The following is an 18229-nucleotide window of genomic DNA, read 5'->3' as shown; positions in this document are numbered from 1 at the left end:
CTAATAATTCAAAAGAAGAAATTCCAGATGGCGCGGGCGACCGATACCACGGTATCGCGTACAGTCTGGATTATTGTCCGAACCGGGGCTGGTATCAGGGGCATGGAACTTACTGTATCCAGTACCGAGCCGACCGTTTCACCAAAATCGTCACGGGCTTTTTTATTAACGGCATCGGTACGCAGTGGAGCACTAAGCTGTAGCGTCACCGGGCTGCTGGCCTCGCGTGGCAGGCAACAGATCATCCGTTCAGCCATCACCTGCAGCCCCCACTGCAAACGTACCGACACCGCGCAGACAGGGTTTACAGGTTGGAAGAGTTCATGCAACTGGCAGATTTTACGGCTGATATTTTGTTTCTGTTCCGTGGATAAGTGCTCTCCGCAACTGGTGGGCTCAGCCTTATCGGCCTGGCTGATAACAAACAGCACCTTATGCCGGTAAGACTCACCGATCACCTGATGATAAAAATGTTCATCCACCGCCAGCGCCCGGTCATCAGCCTTAATCAGCCACAGCACAAGGTCCAGCCGGGGAAGCTTTTTACGGTAGAGCGCGGCATACTCAGCATCCCGCAGTTTGGACTCCCCAACACCAGGCAGGTCCATAATTGTCATAAAGCGTTTGCCGAGCTGCAGGCGAAACCGCAATGGTTTTCGAGTGCAGGCCTCTACATCACTGACCGGCGAAACATCTCCGGAAAATAGGGCATTGCATAGGCTGCTCTTGCCCGAGCCAGTTTTACCCATAATGCCAATCACCGGCTCATAGCGAGTAAGCTGGTTTATCTGTTGCAGAATACGCTCTGATGCCCACTGCGGCAGGCCAGAAAGCGACTGCTGCAACGACTGTAAACCTTCAGATCTTTCCATCATTACTCCTTTGAAATGAAAACAAAAACGGCAGAACCATGGGGTTCTGCCGTTAATGGGGTATGTTCAAATAGATGATATATATCTGTATAATTTTTAGATAAACCCACGAAATAAAGTATGAATTCAGGAATGTTTTTTGGCTTTTTCTGTTGTTACCATTAACCCGGCATACTCATGCTCAATAAGTGAGGCCACTAAAACTGACTCCGACTCTCCATATATTTCTGAAAGCCTGGCAAGCTTCTTTTTCACTCTGACAGAAAGCTTTATTTCCGTATTATTCTCTTTAACTTGTCTGCGAAACAGCTTCTGGTTCCAGGCTTTTTCCAGTTCATTCATTAGCACTACTTTATGTTTATGTGAAGAGTGTGGAAATGACAGTAAATCAGAGAAATTCTGGCTCAATTTTTTTCGACCATCCTTTAAATAACTCAGCTGCTCATGAGTCCAGCCCTCCCACAGATCAAATGTTGCGCAAATAAATTGCCAGCGTTGCATGTTATTAATCGGATTTGCCGGAGGGGCAACTGCCTTCTTTTTCATAATGTCCCATACCCACAGACATTGTTTTTCATCATTTAAATCCACCCATGAAAAAGCCTCAGGAAAATCACTACTTGCCTGAGCCCAAGCTATGTTAATTTCCTTTATTAATTTACGCCGAGTTAATACATCTTTTTCACATAATTCTTTCACTATACGTTCAATGATGTTATCAGTACCGGTTATAATCCCTTGCAAGAAAGGAGTGTAAATTCCATTAGCGTAAAAAAAGTCTGCCGGCATTATCCTTTTTGACATTGACAACTTTCCCAAAGTTGCATTTTCAGATCCTGACGCAAGCTCTTTGTTTAATACCCTCTCAAGACCTTCATTTATTTCAAATTCCTTATCTGTTTTATCTTTACTCAGCTCACTCAAATTAACTTGCGGTGCCATTACTGAAAGTGATGCTTTTTTGTTCTTTTCGACGCCTAGCGAAATCTTTTCCATTCCCAGAACCTTTGCGGAAAGTGGATTTCGTTCGTACAGATGTTCGGACTGAGAAATCTCCGACTCAGGCCTACTTAAAGAACGAGCGATATAGAAAAAATAGAAGCTTGCAGCACGTGGATTTTTATCCAGCCACTTCATTTTCCTTCTCAATGCGTTGTACTTATCTTGAGCAGTAAATACCTTTTCTTTGTTCACATATCACCCAATGACACTGCTAGAAATGAATCCATTATGATGAATAAACGCAGATAATCAATAGTAAAAATGACTACTAAAAGAATTATAAATGTATAAAAAAAGAAGTTATTACGTAGTAATATCGTAGTAATTAATTTTCCATCCAGAATAAAATAATCAATGAGTTATGAGATTTTTACCTGTCATTACCTTACGCTTGTAGTGTTTTAATGGGCCTGAGTTATGAACATAGTCTGTATGAACGGATTTACAACGGCAACACGACATTCTTCATGCTGCGATGTTGAGAAAACTCACACTCAGCGTCACCTCTCCGCTCTCCATACGAATTTCTGCAACTTAGAGTAAGCGAGCTAGCTCATAACGGATTAGGTTGCACCATGTCGCATCAGGTGCTGCCGATTACAGACATCACATTCGTGTCGTTTTTGATAATTAAGGTTAATTAATATTATAGTGGAATTGTAGTCATACCCTCTATCCACTGTATATTCACCACTACCCTTACCTTTAACCCAGAACTAAACCCGGAATGGATGACGATAAAGATATCGGAGCCTGTTAATACTATTCTCACAAAAAAAACAGCATCAGGTAATCCTTTGAGACAAAGCCAAAGGATTACTAAAATGCAAAAACACTACCCATTCTTCCAGAACATCATCCCAGATGATTGCCTTCTGAATTTAGCCAATCATCATCTCAACCAGGTTCTGAGTCGGTACTCAAAGGTGCTGGCTTTTCGCATGGACTTCAGTTATCAGAAAGGAAGTAACAGATATATCCGTAATTCAACACTGCAGATACAGGATGATCTTCGTGAGTTAATGAATGCTATGATAGCAAAACCTGCTATTTGCGGGTGTTTTTGGGTATTAGAGTGGACAAGAGGAGGTGCGGTTCACGCACATGCCATTTTTTATATCGAAGGGCAGAAGCATAAAAAATCATTCCCCTTCATGCTTGAAGCAGAAAGTGCTTGGGAAGATATAACACGCAGTGAAGGAAAAATTAGATGGTGCCACGCGGAGAGTTATCACAAGGACAATATAAATACAATTGTAGATCACAGAAATGATGCAGACGTGGAAAGCCTCAGGCGGATAGTCAGTTATTTAACAAAAGAAGACCAGAAATATGGAAATCCGATCTGGGGATGCAATGAGGTTCCACCTCCTGCACGACAGGGAAGACCCAGGAAATAGATAATCGGCTAATACTATTTTTTACGGCACCACCGGTACCTATGCCGGAGCGGGCAGTAACAGGAATAAGCCCCTCTCCGGTTTCCAATTAGATACCGGAGAATCAAACCATGACTATTCAAATTTCCCTGCTCGAAGACCAATTCATCGATATGGCATTCATCACCCGCCTGCTGGGGGTCAGTGATAAGTGGATTTACCGACTCATCAAAGAGGGCATATTCCCCAAACCTATCAAACTGGGGCGAAGTTCACGATGGCTACAGAGTGAAGTAGAAGCCTGGCTACAGGCGAGAATCGACGAATCACGCAGCTAGATACCTCTCCTTACACATCACTTTCCTGACAGGCAAATTCTTTATCCGCTCATTGCGGAGGCTTTCGGCTGCCTGTCATTCAGTATTCAGGGATAATTCACCATGAAAGTGACGAAGACGCGATATAACAGTTTGCTAGTCAGCTATCAACGTTGGCTAAACGGGTTCACAAAACTGGCCATCATAAATGGCATATGTCATCCCAATATCCAGGCCAGCCACCATCTGATGGTGGGCAGTCTGTACTTTCCCGGCGCAGGGCAGATGACTGCAGTGGTACCACAATGCCTTTACCGACTGATTTACGGAAGTCAGCATCCAGAGCCAGTGTCGGTATTGACTGATATGCAAATCAGCCTTGAGACAAAGCAAAAAACTTTACTGCACCACCCAATGCTGGAAGGGATATTACTGAGTGAATGTATCCGCCTCAAACAACGCCCACTGGCAAATAGGCTGATTAGCCTGTTACAACAATTCAGTTCACCGGAGCATCGCCACAAACTGGTCTGGCTATGTTGGTACGATTTGATGATGGGTGCGACGCTGGAGGACTGGCTGGATCACCTGAAACGTAAGGCACCTGAAGATCTAGGCTTGTGGCTGATTGGACGGCAGGAAGAAAACCTATCCCTCACGCAAATGATGGATGAATATCTGCTATTTACCGGCCATTAATATCAGTTCCGATCTGTGCCGAACCGCTTTACTGCTAGGAAAAAAAAGCAGAGTTCCTCCCCCCTTCCAGTCCAATGGAACGCTTCTTCAGAAGTCTGAAGAACGAATGGGTAGCTCGTCCGCTTTGAGCGAGGAGCGGAAATGGGTAAGGGATTGACAAATCCTATGTGCAGATGGTTGTATTGTGCAACTATAATTGCAAGGTAATGCTAATGATTTCCGAACCAAATAACATACAAAATATACGTGCGGCATCACGCTTAATGGTGCGAGAGCTGGGTTTCATGAACCAAAACTTGGCTGCAACTGACTACCCTCCTTCAGCAGTTCACTCCATGCTTGAAATTGAAACGCATGGATCACTGACAGCCGCTCAACTGGTCCAGCTCCTGGGGCTAGAGAAGTCCAGCGTCAGCCGCATGCTCGCTAAACTTGTCGAAGCCGGAGAACTGAAAGAAAGTCCTTCTGCTGAAGATGGCAGGACGAAACTGCTTAGCCTTACCGGGAAGGGCAGAGATACCGTGCATAACATAAATACTTACGCTGACGAACGTGTCGGAGCAGCACTTGGCATGCTCGATCCACTTACACAAGAAACTGTATCACATGGCCTTTCTTCTTATGCCAGCGCGCTGAAAGCCTGTCGCGAAAATATCGAAGGTAATATCAGAAATAATGTCAAAATAGTCACGGGTTATCATGCAGGTATGATTGGCCGTATTGCTGAAATGCATGGCCGCTATTACGCCAGAGAACATAACTTCGGCAGTTTTTTTGAAGGTAAGGTTGCTGCAGGTCTTGCTGATTTTTCTGGCCGCCTGGACAAGCCTTGTAATCAGATTTGGCTGGCAATGGTGAACGAACGCATAGTCGGCTCAGTTGCAATTGACGGTGAGGATCTGGGAAATAAAGAGGCTCATCTGCGCTGGTTCATCCTTGACGATGGATGTCGTGGCAGTGGAGTGGGTAGAAAACTCATTGGAGAAGCTATGAGATTTTGTGATGAACAGAGCTTCACTTCGGTACAACTGTGGACATTTAATAAACTTAAAGCGGCAAGACGTTTGTACGAATCATTCGGATTTGAATTGTCGAAAGAATGGGAAGGTGATCAGTGGGGTAGTACTATTACTGAGCAACAGTTCACAAGAAAAATCATCTAAATGATCCTGAGCATTTACCCTTTGGACATGATTTTATTGACGGACTTTTCTTAATTGTTCTCCCTATCCCAAATTAGTCATGTCCGCATCTGGCTGTGAGCGGATGTTAATGAGATCGTGGGACCAGTGAGCATCGCCAAGTAAGCCCAAAATCATGCTCGTTGATTTTGGGCTTTAGATACTTTTCACATCAACAAAACCCGCTTCCAGGCGGCAGATAAAACTTCGTCAGGAGCTTAATTTATGCTGCTTTTTTGCCAGCAACTCGTTAACAATACCTAAGAAGGCAAGCCCGACGGGAACAAGGGATCCCCACAGGACGGCGTTCCAGCCATAGAGACTGAGCAGGGCTCCTGACGAAAAAGACCCTACAATCATCACCCCAAACACGACAAAATCGTTCAGGGACTGGACCTGGGTTTTCTCTTCGGGACGGTGATATTCAATGATCTTCGCAGATGCGCCGGTAAAGCCAAAATTCCAGCCGAGACCTAGCAAAATCAGCGACAGCCAGTAGTGGAAAATATCGGTTCCACCAAGTCCGGCCAGGACAGAGCATGCCGTGATAACCAGACCCGCAGCGGCAATACGCATGGCGCCAAAGCGGTTAATTAATTTGCCGGTGAAAAAGCCCGGACCGTACATGGCAATAACATGCCACTGGATACCGAGATTGGACGCCTGCTGAGAAATGCCGTGCATGTGCATCGAGAGTGGTGCTGCCGTCATCAGGAAGTTCATCACCATATAGGTTACCGCACCGCTGAATACGGTCCTGGCAAAGCCCGGCTGACGGACTATTTCGCTCAGAGGTCGTCCACCTGTTCCTACCGTGCTGACGGAATCTATCGTTTTCACGCCTTTAAGAATGAACGCTGATATAACGGCCACGAGCGCCTGGGCGATGAACGTGACGGCAAAGGTATGAGGCGGCCAGAGGTGCATCGTTCCGGAAACCAGCATAGGACCAACCACGCCAGCTATCACTCCTCCTCCCATAACCAGCGACAGGGCCCGGGCCCGGCGTTCGGGCGTAACGCCATCCGTTGCGGCAAAACGAAAGCTTAGCGCGACCGCCGCATAGGCACCGCCCATAAATGCAGCAATGCAGAACAGCAGGAATGAGCCGATGAAGACGGCCAGAGCAGCCGTCAGTCCGGTAATGACGCCTGCCCCGGTGCCGACCATAAAAGCAGCCTTACGACCATTTGTCCGCGCCAGTGAACCTAACGGCAGGATACAGGCCGCCATCCCCAGAACAAACATGGTGATGGGAAGAGTGGCCAGCGAACTGCTGGGAGCCAGTGCGTTACCAACAATCGCGCCTGTCGCATAAAAGACGACGGAGTTAGCACCGGCGAGAGCCTGTGCGGCCGACAGGCGTATAATATTATTTTTCTGGTCTGCTACAGGCAGGAAATGTTCTGCGGACATGTGATTAATTATCCTGATTCATGGTGAGCACTATCCGGTATCGCGCCAGCCCCTGCTTCAGTCTGCTGAGCGCCTCATTTGCTCTTTCAAAGGGCAGCAGCTCTGTGACGGGCAACGTCTGAAAGAGGTGGCTGAACTGCAGCGCGAGCTCGGTTTGTGCAGGTGTGCTGACGAAGGATCCTGTCAGGGTGCGTTCAGCGCCGATCATCATACCCGGCGTGACCTGCAGCGGCGTTTGTCCGGTACCCAGCAGGATAGCTTTTCCCCGGGGGGCCAGGGCGGACAGAAGAGCAGATACCGTTTCTGAAGCCGGTGCCGTTGCCACAATAATATCCACACCGCCGTCATTTTTCAGACGTTCTGATGCGCTTTCCTTAAGTGTATCGATGTAATGATGTGCACCCAGCTCAATGGCCGCTCGTTCTTTTTCGCTACCCCGCGCCACCACCGTAACATCAAACCCCATTTTACGGGCGTATTGAACGGCCATATGGCCAAGGCCACCCATTCCGAGAACCGCCACTCTGTCGCCCGCCCTGGCGCCAGAATTACGCAGCGCGTTGAAGGTTGCGGTACCGGCGCAGAGAATCGGCGCGGCATGTACGGAAGAGAGTGCTGAGGGGATGGCTATCAGCGCGGTATGCCGCATGACGACGTACTCTGCGTAGCCGCCATCACAGCTGAGTCCTGGCGTAAGCTGGTTTTCACAGAGATGAAAAAGCCCGCTGCGGCAGGGTTTGCAGTGCTGACAGTACCCCCCCAGACGCCCGACCCCCACCCGCTGACCGGTTTGCCAGATATCGGGTACCCTGTTCCCCTTCCGGGCAATAAACCCGACAATTTCATGTCCCGGTATGCGGCCGGGTTGGCCCGCCTGCGGCGCTTTTTCCGCGTCCCGGAGATCGGCACCGCATACGCCGCATGCTTCAATTCTGATGAGCACCTCATCCGGGCCGGGAGCGGGTATCGGTCGCTCTGTCATTTCCAGCACCCCGGGAGCAACGATCTGCATAGCGCGATATTTTTTATTCATAAATTGCACCGGAAAATTTGGGGTTGTCAGATGGCAAGGGCGACAAGAAAACGGGATACCATGTTATAGGCGGCGACAGTGGCAACCGCTTCCACGGTATCTTTTTCACCTAACAGGCTTTTCAGCGCCCCGATGACGTTCTCCTCAACCACGACGTTCCGAGTGGACTGGTCCGTAAGATGTATCAGCAACGTTTCGGTGTCATTAAAGATGTGTGGCGCGGAGGATAACCGCAGGGCTTCTGCTTTTTCAGCCGTTCCGCCTGCATCCAGATAGGCAGGGTAGTGCACGTTCCATTCAAATTCTGCTTTATTCAGCCAGGCAACGCGCAGCATGATCAGTTCCCGGTATTCAAGGCTGAGCGAAAATTCCTGACGTACCCGTACCATCAGTTCGTTCCAGCCCGTGGCCAGGGGGGCACTCTTCAGTAATACCCGGTCAATACCTATCAGTTTTCCGCCGGGCCGACGGGCCTTTATCGCGTTGAGAAGATTGGCGTCAACGGGCTCTCTATCCTGCCAGGGGGTTACTCTTGGTGTGGTCATATCATTTTTTCCTGTTGAACAGAACAATCCAGCCGCGTCAGCTCAGTATTAAGTCACCTTCGATCAGCATATTCTGGGCCAGTAACCACCGGTTCAGGGAGGAGTCAATCACTCGCTGATGGACCCCTTCAAACTGATACACCGTGCCGCTACCGCTTACGTGGATGACATACACAAGCCTGCCGGAGGCATCCTCTGCAGGTCTGTCACCGGAGGCCGGTATACCCTTCGGAAGGTGCCCGTCAGTGTGAATTTCAAGATGCGTAAGGGCGAGACCTTCAGCCCTGGCTTCGAGAATAAAGGCGGCCATCATGCAGGCATTAAACGCAGCGAGCATCAGCTCCTGGGGGTCAGGAGCCAGCCCTTCGCCACCCAGCGAAACCGGTTCATCGGAATCGATAACATGACTTTGCAGGGCAGGCGGAGCGTTGTCTGCGGAAAAGGACTGGCAGAGCGTCCGGCTGGCCATGCCTCCCTGCCACGAGGTGACAAGGTCATAATGCGCGGTCTGGATTTGCATAAATACTCCAGTGCCGCACGCGGGTGAGCGCGTGCGGCATGGTTATCAGGCGTTACGGCCAGCCATCACGCCACCATCGATATCCCAGATAGCGCCGGTGACCCAGCCAGTCTTGTCAGAAAGCAGGAAAGCAACGGTTTCCGCGATATCGACCGGGGTACCCACGCGGCCGATCGGGTGGAAGCTGTCAAAGCTGTTCATCACGTCCTTCACGTCGTCTTTCGGAATGAAGCCTTCGTAAATCGGCGTGTGAACAACGGCCGGAGAAACTGCATTCACACGGATCCCTTTTTCACCCAGTTCAATAGCCAGGTTTTTGGTCAGCGCGTGCAGACCCGCTTTTGCCATTGAGTAAGCTGAAGACGGTGTGGCACCGATGGCCTGCTGTGCCCACATGGAGCCGATATTAACGATGGAGCCTTTGATACCGGCCTCCACCATATTGCGCACCACGTCACGGGTAATAAAGAACGTCGCGCGGTTAATGTTCATGTACATGTCATAGTCTGACGCTTCATGTTCGGTGAACGGTTTCGGGAAAAATACACCAGCAGCATTGACCAGCAGGCTGATATCCTTGTGTTCGGCATTAATGGTATTCACCACGTGCTGCATACCTTCTTCTTTCATCAGGTCGGCAACGATGATGGAAACCTGACCATCTGCAGCCAGCGCCTGGCGGGCCTGCTCGGCTTTGTCCTGGCGATTGCCAACCAGCACAACGCTGCCGCCATTTTTCAGAACCAGCTTCGCCGTTTCGAAGCCCATACCGCTTGTACCACCGACCACTAACAGTTTTTTACCGGCAAAAGATGCGTTCATCGCTAACCTCTTTAAATTCATATGGTTGTCATTGATGAAAAGCCGCGCTCCTCATCGTGTGAAATCAGAATGCCACCCGGGCCCCTGATTGACGACTGAGAAGAAATTGCGACTCAGGAAAGAAAATCTTTCTCGCTGGCGTATACTGAGGAAAATAATGAATCAGGATAACCTTGATGCGATCGCTAAACCGACTTAAATGGCTGCATGCTTTTGAAGCCACCGCCAGGCACGGCAGCTTTACCGGCGCGGCACAGGAGCTGGGCGTTACGCCCGCCGCAGTAGGCCAGCTGGTCCGCTCGCTGGAAGACTGGGTCGGACACCCGCTTCTTCACCGCACCCGCTCAGGAAAAGAGCGGCTGACGCTGGTTGACGAAGCGCAGGAGGCACTCCAGGACATCACGCAGGGGCTCGACAAACTTGAAACTGGATTAAACAAGCTTCGTGGTCGCCGGTCGCGCTCAGTGGTGGTGGTGACGGCATCACAGGTACTGATGATGAACTGGTTGATGGATCGCCTGAACCGGTTTTCGGAAACGCACGAAAATATCGATCTGCGGCTTAACGTCACGGAAAAGCTGATGGACGTGTCGCACGGCGAGGCGGATATAGGTATTCGCTGCGGCCAGGGCGACTGGCCAGGCGTGAATAAAACCTGGCTAATGGATGAGGAAGCGGTACTGGTCTGCAGTCCCCACCTGGTGCCGTCCGGGAAAATGGCCTGCAGTGAATGGCTCGCCAAGCAAAAACTCATTCATGATGACACGCCCCACCCGGGGGCGGATTTTCCGTCATGGAATGATGTCCTGATGGCGGTCGGTGCCCCCGAAGCGCTGGAAAGCGGGCTGCATATTAACTCCACCTCAGCGGTGATTCTGTCGGCCCTGAGCGGCAGAGGCGTGGCCATCGTGCGATACGCTCTGGTGAAAAAGCTTATCGAAACCGGACAGCTGGTCCAGCTGCATCCTGACCACCGGTGGCCGCTCAAGTGGTCTTATTATCTGGTCACCCCGCAGCAGAATGTAATGCGTGATGAAGTAAAAGTTTTCCATGACTGGCTTCTTCAGGATGTCGTTTCAGACCGCTCATAAACCGCCTCATCAGGCATCATGCTGTCCCGGCAATCAGTCCAGCCGCGTGATGCTTTATTTCCTGCTATACCACGACGTAGAATTTCTTCTCTGCTCCGCAAGATTATCTGATTTGTTGAAGCTGTCTGGCTTTCTGATAATCGCCCTCAACGAAAGGTAATACAGGCCGGGTTTTTAACCGGGCGTGTTACCTCAACCCTGAGCGAAGGAGAGAACGATGGCGTATCTGCAAATCACCCTGGATATCAGTAATGAAAACCGTGCGGCAGCCGCGGGGGTATACCAGAAATACAAAACCCCGTTTCTGACCACCATCGAGGGTGCCACCTCTAAAGAGCTGCTTGTCCGTGACGAGGATGTCCAGGTGCTGCACGGCTTTAAGACTGTAGCGCAGGCGCAGGCATACCTTAGAAGTCCGCTGTTCACGCAGGATGTCGTTGCCGGATTAAAACCCTATTTAAACAGCGCGCCTGACGTACGTATTTTCGACGTCATGTAATGATTTTTCTGAGACAAAAAATAACCGGAGTTTTCAATGTTCTTAAACTGGAATGAATATCGCAGCGGCCTGCTCGCCACCATCGGCAAATTTGCCAAACTGCAGCCAGAGTTTATGAAAGGCTTTCAGCAGATGGATAAAGGGGCGTCAGAAAACAAGCACCTCGATCCCAAAACCCACGAGCTGATTGCACTGGCCGTGGCCGTCACCACCCGCTGTGACGGTTGCCTGGCCGTACACGTCGACGCTGCTGTTAAGCACGGTGCCACGCGCGAAGAGATCGCCGAAGCGCTGGCCGTTGCCATTAACCTGAACACTGGCGCAGCGCTGACATATACCGCGCGTGCTCTGGATGTTTACGATAATCTGCCGAACAAATAGGCCTGCAGACGGCCCCTGCGGGGCCGTCTAATCACTCACTATGATGTTACTGAATTCTGATTTTTCGCAGCGTGCGATCGTTACTCCGGACGATTATCAGTGGATACCTTCTCCCCAGCCCGGCGTTAAGCGCGTGATGCTTGACCGGATTGGTCGCGAGCAGGCCCGCGCAACCAGCCTTGTCCGGTATGCGCCCGGATCCGAATTTCCCGCACACAACCATCCCGGCGGAGAGGAGATTCTGGTGCTCGAGGGGACTTTTACCGAAAACGGGGTCAACTATCCTGCCGGCTGGTATCTGCGCAGCCCGGACGGTTCTTCTCACCAGCCCTCAAGTCGCGACGGCACAACCATTTTCGTCAAGCTGCGCCAGATGTCTGCCGATGAACGCCAGCCGGTCAGGATAAATACGCAGGAGGCAGCTAACTGGCACGGTCAGCCGCAAAGACAAGTCTGCCCTTTATTCTCTGGCACCTCAGAAACCGTTCTGCTTCAGAAAATTGCCCCGGGCGAGCGGATCTTCTGTGCGCCGCTTGTTGGCGGAGTAGAGATCCTTCTTCTGCAGGGGGAACTCCATGCGCCGGAAGGTTGCTATGGGGCAGGAAGCTGGCTGCGGTTTCCGCCGGGTGATATGCCTGCTCTTATGGCCACCGCCTCTGGCGCACTTTTTTATCTGAAAACGGGACATCTTAGCCCGACAACCCTGACCGGAGCGACATTATGAAGCAGAGCGCTGTTATCATTGGTGCGGGCATAAGCGGCCTTTATGCCGCCACGCTGCTTGAAAAAGCGGGTGTTGATTATGTGATCCTTGAGGCTCGTGACAGAACGGGCGGGCGCGTGCTGTCAGGCCTGGAACTGGCGGGCACCTCCGCTGGCATTCATGTAGATATGGGGGCAGCGTGGTTCTGGCCTGATATTCAACCGGACTTCGCGCAACTGATCGAGCGGCTTAATCTTCCGGTAATCGCGCACGGCCGTCCGGGTGACATGCTCTACGAACGCCAGCTGGATTCGCCCCCCGAACGCTACCCGGCATGGGAGAGCTCCCCGGCGTCTTTCAGGCTTAAGGGAGGAATGCAGGCGCTGACGGCGGCACTTAAAAGTCAGATCCCGGCTGAGAAGATTAAAACCGGCCATCAGGTGGTGGCGGTTTCCCGGGCTGGCAAGAAAGTGCAGATCCATACCCGGTCCGAAGGCAGTAAAAAAGCCGTATTTTCCGGTGAGCATGTCTTCCTCGCTTTGCCTCCTGCCCTGGCAGCTAAAATAGATTTCATACCCGCGATGCCGGAACAGGTGCTGTCGAACTGGCGGAAAATCCCGACATGGATGGCTCCCCATGCAAAATATGTCGCTGTATATAAAACAGACTTATTGCATGAGCGGCAGCTTTCCGGGAATGCAGGAAGCCGCGTGGGGCCAATGGTTGAGATCCACGACGTATCCGAGCCAGATTCGGGCAAAACAGCGATTTTTGGTTTCATTGGCGTACCGGCAAAATCGAGATGGACTGTCAGCGAAGCTGTGCTCAAAGGCCTTTGCCGGGAGCAACTCGTGCGCTTATTTGGACAGGATGCGGCAGAGCCCGAAGCTGAGTATATAAAAGACTGGGCGGCCGATCCGTTTACTGCAACGGAATTTGATCTCCTGCAGGAGGTCGGGCACGCAATGCCTGAGCAACTTCCCGCCAGGGGAGAGTGGTCTGGCGAGATGACAGGTATCGCCAGTGAATGGTCGCCGCAATTCTCGGGCTATCTGGCAGGCGCAATTGACTCCGCGTCCATGGGCGTTCAACGCTGGCTACAACAGAAATAAACCGCAAAATTGGGGTGCTACCGTCCGGTCCGAAAAGGGGTTGTTAAAAAACATAAGTATCCGGTTCGATAATACACAGCTATTAAAAACAGCTGGCTTCTGAAACGTCCGCTTCTGGCACAAAGCCGACCTTCCCCCCTCCCTAAAAATTAATGAACACATCTAATAAACCCTAGCTAATTACCCCATCTAATCGAATAAATCAGTTTGCGTTATGCTTTTCCAACACAACAGCTGAAGGATATACGCTTGATGAGTTATCGGATGCGCTTTCTCGTAAGGCTGATGAGCGAGGGGCAACGTCATTCAAAATCCTGTCGACAACGGGGGATAACAGGCTACATGGGGTTGCTGAAATCTATAAGTAAATCATAAGTATTCCGAACAGGATGTGACACAGCCCTCTTATAGTGAGCGTCGATTTATGTTCAGAACAGAAGACATCTGGACTGACCCCGCCCCGATAAAAGATCCTGCCCTATGGTTGGGCTGCCCCCACAACCGTACATAGTTCGGGTCCTCACAATGAGACCTATTTAAATGCCTCCTGACTTAAGCCACCTAGAAGGATGACTACCAAAACAGTGGCAATTCAAATCGTTTACTTTGAGATGAATCACTTGAATGACCAAGGTTGTTTCACTACCAGTGTTCATCACATGGCTATGAATAGTAGAATCCAAGCATAAATTAACGCTTAGAAAAGTTGAGCTTATGAGATTCCACCCTGAAGGGCCTTCCATACCCGATATCCTCTTAGAACGCTGTGATACAGGTCGAGTTGTATTTCTCTGTGGCGCTGGGGTTTCATTACCTTCAGGGATGCCAAGCTTTGTAGAGCTTACCCAGCATGTAATTGAATACTTTGACCCACCACACGATTCAGAAATCATGGCAGCATTTCGCCCATGGCTTCACGACCAATCTTCGGCTAATGTCCCTCTCGACCAAATTTTCAACCTCCTACATCTGGAATATGGCAAGGATGAGGTGAATGCTTTGGTATCAAAGCGTCTGGGGACTGCAAGAACTGATATAGAGATTGGACGTGAGCATGCCCTGATTAAAAGAATTTCCTCAAATCAGAGTGGTGTCCCACAGATTGTCACAACGAACTTTGACCGACTGTTCGAGGATAACCAAGCGCAAGATAATCTAACTCGATATGTGCCGCCAGCTTTCCCAAATCTGAATTTCGGTTCGACAATTGAGGGAATAACATATCTTCACGGCCGCCTGGTCGACGAAAATGCTGTAAACCATCCTTATGTGCTGAGCAGTGCAGACTTTGGACGAGCATATCTTTCAGAAGGATGGGCGACCAATTTTATTAAGCTTCTTCTGGAACGATACATCGTTGTTTTGGTCGGTTATCAGGCAGAAGACCCACCAGTTAAATACCTCCTTCAGGGTCTCAATCATGATGGCCAGTATGATCGTTCCAGACTTTATGCATTTGATCGCGGCCTTGCCGAGGATATCGAAGCCAAATGGCGTGACAGAGGAGTTACAGCCATAGCCTATTCCGATCATCCAGCTCTTTGGAAGACTTTGGAAGCATGGGCTGAGCGAGCAGATGATCCACGTCGATGGCGAGCTTCTATTATCGCTAAAAGCCAGCAAGATCCGAAAGTTCTAGCACCGTATGAACGTGGTCAACTTGCCCATATACTTCGCACTACACAAGGTGCGAAATTGTTCTCTGAAGCTGTTCCTCTTCCCCATCCAGAGTGGCTTTGTGTGATGGATGCAAATATTCGGTCAGCCAAACAGAAGAAAAGATACTACGAACTTGATGACAATGATGCAGAGACCTTCGATCCACAAGAAGCTTATGGGCTTGATGACGATCTGCAAGATATCTCTGAAGATGAACATAAACGTGGAGTGAGTAACGATAATCTCCTTGAATGGCGCGACGAAGATGATAATCCGTCAGATTACCATCGCTTGGCTGGATGTTTGGAGACAATGCCGAAACGATTGAGCCATCTCATGGCCTGGTTCTGCAAATCTCTTGATAGCCCCGTGATGGCTTGGTGGGCTATCCGAAAAATCAGCATTCATCCTCTACTACTACAAAATATTGAACGCAATATTGAGCATTCAACATCAATCCACAAACGCTCCCGTCAACTGTGGAGCTTAATTCTTGAACATCATAAAGATCCCCGCAATCGTCGTTATGACGTCGATTGGTACGACTTAAAAGATCGAATTACAAACCAAGGCTGGACAACTGGTGTTTTACGAGAGTTTCGTAGGGTAATGACACCCCGATTGGAAATGAAATTGCCGTATGGATTGGGTGAAGTCAGACCGCCAAGCGGCTCCTGGGAGGAAATTCAGTTCAACGAATTAGGCCAATTTAAAGTTGTGTTTACCGAAAGACATGATGACGATTTAGACGTACCTGACAATGTATTACTACAAGTATTTAGTGCTTTAGAAGCGCAAATAATAATTGCCTCCGGGATGTTAGAGGATATTGATACGTACTACTTTCCAAGCCCAAGTTGTTATCCAGAACGTGCAGTTGAAGGAGAAGAACATTTCGCGAAAGGTGCGGAGATATTGACATGGTTTGTCCGCCTTTTAGACCGAGTTGTTATGAAGTGGCCAGAATTGGCTAAGGCACACGTAACAACTTGGCCGATAAAGGAGCCGTTTTTCTTCCGAAAGCTTAGACTTTATGCATTCAGTAAAACAGGCGTCTTTGAGGCTGACCGTGTTGCCGAAGAGCTTTTGTCTTTGGATCAAAGTGGATTTTGGGACACAAATGTTACCCGCGAACTTCTTTTTCTGCTCACTGATCGTTGGGAAGAATTCTCGCAAGAAAATCAGAATCGAATTATAGAGAATATTTTAACCGGTCCGAACCATTTACTTTATTTTCCTGAGGAAGACATTCCAAAACAAAGGGAGATACTGGCAGCTAGATACGCTCGCTATCTCGAACTAAGCGGCTGTAAAATGTCCACTATTCATCGTGACCAACTAACTGCGATGATTAAAAGAATTCCTGACTGGAATGATGGCTGGGCTACATCTGTTGTCATCAATTGGGGTTCACGGACAGGTTGGGTTCGTACAGACGAAAAGCCAGATATAATCTTAGATCTTCCAGCAAACGAAATAATCCCAAAAGTAAAAGAGATACTTAAACGAGAAGATGACAGCTTTACTAGTAGGCAACCCTTTGTCGGATTGATAAAAGAAAACCCGCGTAAGGCTTTGTCTGCACTAGCTATTGCAGGGAGAGGCGGTGATTACCCTAAGGAATTTTGGTCGCCAATGATAAGTGAGTTACCTAAAGATCTTAAACCAAGGGTGAGACGAGTATTCCTGAACCGAATTGTGCGGTTGCCAGTTACAGCTTTGGTCGAGTTACGACATACATTAAGTAACTGGCTTGAACAAAATTTAGCTGCGACTCTTGAATTTGATGAGGATCTCGGGTGGGCAGTTTACGATCATGTCATAGAGGGCATACTGAGCGGTGGGTCTGATGCAACACGGAGTGGTTTCGGAGAAGTTATCCGAAATGGTGAGGTTGTAATACAGTCTCGGCGTACATTCAACCATGCAATCAATGGTCCTGTCGGTAAATGTACTCAAGCGCTTTTTCAAGTAATGCCAAGTGAAGAAAAAAAAGCTGGTTCGCTTATTCCGTATTCTATTAAATCTCGTATTGAACGTCTTTTTACTGCACCAGGAGAAGGTGCGGACCACACTATAGCTATAACGACTCGCAATCTAAATTGGCTAATGTTTGTTGATCCTGCATGGGCAAAAGAATGGCTTATACCTATTTTGGACTTAAAACATCCTGCAGCAGAACCAGCATGGAATGGTTATCTTCATTGCAATGATATGCCTTCGATTGCAGTAGCTGAACTTATTAAACCCTATTTTCTTAACCTTATACCTTGGATCGAATCTCTTTCGTGGGAAAAAGATTATTCAGTTCGAGCTTCGCAATGGCTTGGTTTAATGAGAATGTTTCACCCTAATGAACCCTCCAGTCCTTCCAGGAATGAAATGCGCTCCATATTACGAGAATTATCTGACGAGGCTCGAAATCGTTTTATTTCTTGGTTAGGATTGGTCGGGCAGAAAAACGAGAGTGGCTGGGTTAAGTATGTGATCCCATTAATCAGAGAGGACTGGCCCAAAGAACGCCAATATAGAACCACGAGCTCTGTAAAAGCATGGGTTGGTTTACTTGACGATACTGGCGATAAGTTTCCGGAGGTTTACGATTCAGTAAAAACATACTTAGTACCAATCGAGACAATTGATCACTTGTTCTACAGATTCACTAGGGAGCTCGGTGGTAAAGAAGCAATTGCAGCTATTTTTCCAGAAACCACACTTGATTTAATGGACAAAATAACACCACAGATATTCACGCGTACATCAGGAGAGCTGCAGAGGATTCTTGAGCTAATTGAAGATACAGATACAAGTCTGACCAAGGATTCGCGGTACTTACGGCTTATTGCACTAGTTGAGAACAATTAGCCTTTATGGTTTTTTACCATTGTTGATTACTCATCAATCAGCAAAAAATTTCGACATGCCGTAGCGCTTAACGTCTGTTATTGACTAAGAGAAGAAGCAGGCGTTAAAGTTTGGTAAAGGAGCGCCTCTCATC

Annotated in this window: 17 protein-coding genes and 1 pseudogene; 11 read left to right on the top strand and 7 right to left on the bottom strand. The window is 49.0% G+C overall.

The annotated features are described in order from the left end of the window. Positions 1 to 8 precede the first annotated feature (8 nt). Together PMPD1_RS05280 and PMPD1_RS05275 are read right to left on the bottom strand one after the other, a co-directional pair. Positions 9 to 872: a GTPase family protein gene (locus PMPD1_RS05280; RefSeq protein ID WP_173636121.1), complete on the bottom strand. Its 864-nt coding sequence runs from the start codon at positions 870 to 872 to the stop codon at positions 9 to 11. Positions 873 to 998: 126 nt separating this feature from the next. Then, positions 999 to 2066, bottom strand: a complete 1068-nt coding sequence (locus tag PMPD1_RS05275; RefSeq protein ID WP_173633049.1) for a hypothetical protein — start codon at positions 2064 to 2066, stop codon at positions 999 to 1001. Between the two features lie 632 nt (positions 2067 to 2698). Here PMPD1_RS05275 and PMPD1_RS05270 point away from each other — a divergent pair. The 4 genes from PMPD1_RS05270 (at position 2699) to PMPD1_RS05255 (ending at position 5432) form a co-directional block, all read left to right on the top strand. Then, complete coding sequence (locus tag PMPD1_RS05270) at positions 2699 to 3274, top strand: YagK/YfjJ domain-containing protein (protein WP_173633048.1); 576 nt, start codon at positions 2699 to 2701, stop codon at positions 3272 to 3274. A gap of 110 nt (positions 3275 to 3384) precedes the next feature. Next, positions 3385 to 3591, top strand: coding sequence for a helix-turn-helix transcriptional regulator (locus PMPD1_RS05265; RefSeq protein WP_173633047.1), 207 nt, complete (start codon positions 3385 to 3387; stop codon positions 3589 to 3591). A 102-nt stretch (positions 3592 to 3693) separates the two neighbouring features. Then, complete coding sequence (locus tag PMPD1_RS05260; RefSeq protein WP_173633046.1) at positions 3694 to 4269, top strand: hypothetical protein; 576 nt, start codon at positions 3694 to 3696, stop codon at positions 4267 to 4269. A 212-nt stretch (positions 4270 to 4481) separates the two neighbouring features. Then, positions 4482 to 5432, top strand: a complete 951-nt coding sequence (locus tag PMPD1_RS05255) for a bifunctional helix-turn-helix transcriptional regulator/GNAT family N-acetyltransferase (RefSeq protein ID WP_173633045.1) — start codon at positions 4482 to 4484, stop codon at positions 5430 to 5432. Between the two features lie 228 nt (positions 5433 to 5660). On the opposite strand, the gene PMPD1_RS05250 is transcribed toward PMPD1_RS05255, so the two are convergent. Genes PMPD1_RS05250 through PMPD1_RS05230 form a run of 5 tightly spaced genes read right to left on the bottom strand, consistent with a single transcriptional unit; the run spans position 5661 to position 9786 of the window. Further along, positions 5661 to 6866 carry an MFS transporter gene (locus PMPD1_RS05250; RefSeq protein ID WP_173633044.1) on the bottom strand — a complete coding sequence of 402 codons (1206 nt, stop codon included), beginning with the start codon at positions 6864 to 6866 and terminating at the stop codon, positions 5661 to 5663. Positions 6867 to 6870: 4 nt separating this feature from the next. Beyond that, positions 6871 to 7899: a zinc-binding dehydrogenase gene (locus PMPD1_RS05245; protein ID WP_173633043.1), complete on the bottom strand. Its 1029-nt coding sequence runs from the start codon at positions 7897 to 7899 to the stop codon at positions 6871 to 6873. Between the two features lie 26 nt (positions 7900 to 7925). Further along, complete coding sequence (locus PMPD1_RS05240) at positions 7926 to 8444, bottom strand: carboxymuconolactone decarboxylase family protein (protein WP_173633042.1); 519 nt, start codon at positions 8442 to 8444, stop codon at positions 7926 to 7928. Between the two features lie 37 nt (positions 8445 to 8481). Further along, complete coding sequence (locus PMPD1_RS05235; RefSeq protein ID WP_173633041.1) at positions 8482 to 8964, bottom strand: OsmC family protein; 483 nt, start codon at positions 8962 to 8964, stop codon at positions 8482 to 8484. Positions 8965 to 9009: 45 nt separating this feature from the next. Next, entirely contained in the window at positions 9010 to 9786 is a 777-nt protein-coding gene (locus PMPD1_RS05230) for an SDR family NAD(P)-dependent oxidoreductase (RefSeq protein ID WP_007712986.1), read from the bottom strand. 176 nt (positions 9787 to 9962) lie between these two features. Here PMPD1_RS05230 and PMPD1_RS05225 point away from each other — a divergent pair, with 176 nt between their 5' ends. From PMPD1_RS05225 to PMPD1_RS05195, 7 genes and pseudogenes are all read left to right on the top strand, one after another. Next, complete coding sequence (locus PMPD1_RS05225; protein ID WP_173633040.1) at positions 9963 to 10877, top strand: LysR substrate-binding domain-containing protein; 915 nt, start codon at positions 9963 to 9965, stop codon at positions 10875 to 10877. Between the two features lie 217 nt (positions 10878 to 11094). Continuing rightward, on the top strand, positions 11095 to 11376 hold the full coding sequence (locus PMPD1_RS05220; protein ID WP_173633039.1) for a hypothetical protein: 282 nt from the start codon (positions 11095 to 11097) through the stop codon (positions 11374 to 11376). Between the two features lie 36 nt (positions 11377 to 11412). Further along, positions 11413 to 11757 carry a carboxymuconolactone decarboxylase family protein gene (locus PMPD1_RS05215; protein ID WP_007712977.1) on the top strand — a complete coding sequence of 115 codons (345 nt, stop codon included), beginning with the start codon at positions 11413 to 11415 and terminating at the stop codon, positions 11755 to 11757. A gap of 40 nt (positions 11758 to 11797) precedes the next feature. Continuing rightward, a complete protein-coding gene (locus PMPD1_RS05210; protein ID WP_173633038.1) occupies positions 11798 to 12481 on the top strand; it encodes a cupin domain-containing protein in 684 nt (227 codons plus the stop codon). Further along, positions 12478 to 13572, top strand: coding sequence for a flavin monoamine oxidase family protein (locus PMPD1_RS05205; protein ID WP_173633037.1), 1095 nt, complete (start codon positions 12478 to 12480; stop codon positions 13570 to 13572). Before PMPD1_RS05210 ends, PMPD1_RS05205 begins: the two co-directional genes overlap by 4 nt. Before the next feature lie 239 nt (positions 13573 to 13811). Beyond that, positions 13812 to 13940: pseudogene (locus PMPD1_RS05200) on the top strand (YdgH/BhsA/McbA family protein); the annotation flags it as partial. Between the two features lie 346 nt (positions 13941 to 14286). Continuing rightward, on the top strand, positions 14287 to 18096 hold the full coding sequence (locus tag PMPD1_RS05195; RefSeq protein WP_173633036.1) for an SIR2 family protein: 3810 nt from the start codon (positions 14287 to 14289) through the stop codon (positions 18094 to 18096). Positions 18097 to 18229 lie beyond the last annotated feature (133 nt).

It is taken from the genome of Paramixta manurensis (genome assembly GCF_013285385.1).
Lineage (GTDB): Bacteria > Pseudomonadota > Gammaproteobacteria > Enterobacterales > Enterobacteriaceae > Paramixta > Paramixta manurensis.
This window is presented reverse-complemented; position numbering and strand designations above follow the sequence as displayed.

Excerpts from the sequence above, each read along its gene's own strand:
- PMPD1_RS05245 (WP_173633043.1), bottom strand. The coding sequence starts at position 7,899 with ATGAATAAAAAATATCGCGCTATGCAGATCGTTGCTCCCGGGGTGCTG.
- PMPD1_RS05260 (WP_173633046.1), top strand. The coding sequence starts at position 3,694 with ATGAAAGTGACGAAGACGCGATATAACAGTTTGCTAGTCAGCTATCAA.
- PMPD1_RS05230 (WP_007712986.1), bottom strand. The coding sequence starts at position 9,786 with ATGAACGCATCTTTTGCCGGTAAAAAACTGTTAGTGGTCGGTGGTACA.
- PMPD1_RS05220 (WP_173633039.1), top strand. The coding sequence starts at position 11,095 with ATGGCGTATCTGCAAATCACCCTGGATATCAGTAATGAAAACCGTGCG.
- PMPD1_RS05280 (WP_173636121.1), bottom strand. The coding sequence starts at position 872 with ATGGAAAGATCTGAAGGTTTACAGTCGTTGCAGCAGTCGCTTTCTGGC.
- PMPD1_RS05235 (WP_173633041.1), bottom strand. The coding sequence starts at position 8,964 with ATGCAAATCCAGACCGCGCATTATGACCTTGTCACCTCGTGGCAGGGA.
- PMPD1_RS05270 (WP_173633048.1), top strand. The coding sequence starts at position 2,699 with ATGCAAAAACACTACCCATTCTTCCAGAACATCATCCCAGATGATTGC.
- PMPD1_RS05255 (WP_173633045.1), top strand. The coding sequence starts at position 4,482 with ATGATTTCCGAACCAAATAACATACAAAATATACGTGCGGCATCACGC.
- PMPD1_RS05215 (WP_007712977.1), top strand. The coding sequence starts at position 11,413 with ATGTTCTTAAACTGGAATGAATATCGCAGCGGCCTGCTCGCCACCATC.
- PMPD1_RS05225 (WP_173633040.1), top strand. The coding sequence starts at position 9,963 with ATGCGATCGCTAAACCGACTTAAATGGCTGCATGCTTTTGAAGCCACC.
- PMPD1_RS05210 (WP_173633038.1), top strand. The coding sequence starts at position 11,798 with ATGATGTTACTGAATTCTGATTTTTCGCAGCGTGCGATCGTTACTCCG.
- PMPD1_RS05250 (WP_173633044.1), bottom strand. The coding sequence starts at position 6,866 with ATGTCCGCAGAACATTTCCTGCCTGTAGCAGACCAGAAAAATAATATT.
- PMPD1_RS05195 (WP_173633036.1), top strand. The coding sequence starts at position 14,287 with ATGAGATTCCACCCTGAAGGGCCTTCCATACCCGATATCCTCTTAGAA.
- PMPD1_RS05265 (WP_173633047.1), top strand. The coding sequence starts at position 3,385 with ATGACTATTCAAATTTCCCTGCTCGAAGACCAATTCATCGATATGGCA.
- PMPD1_RS05240 (WP_173633042.1), bottom strand. The coding sequence starts at position 8,444 with ATGACCACACCAAGAGTAACCCCCTGGCAGGATAGAGAGCCCGTTGAC.
- PMPD1_RS05205 (WP_173633037.1), top strand. The coding sequence starts at position 12,478 with ATGAAGCAGAGCGCTGTTATCATTGGTGCGGGCATAAGCGGCCTTTAT.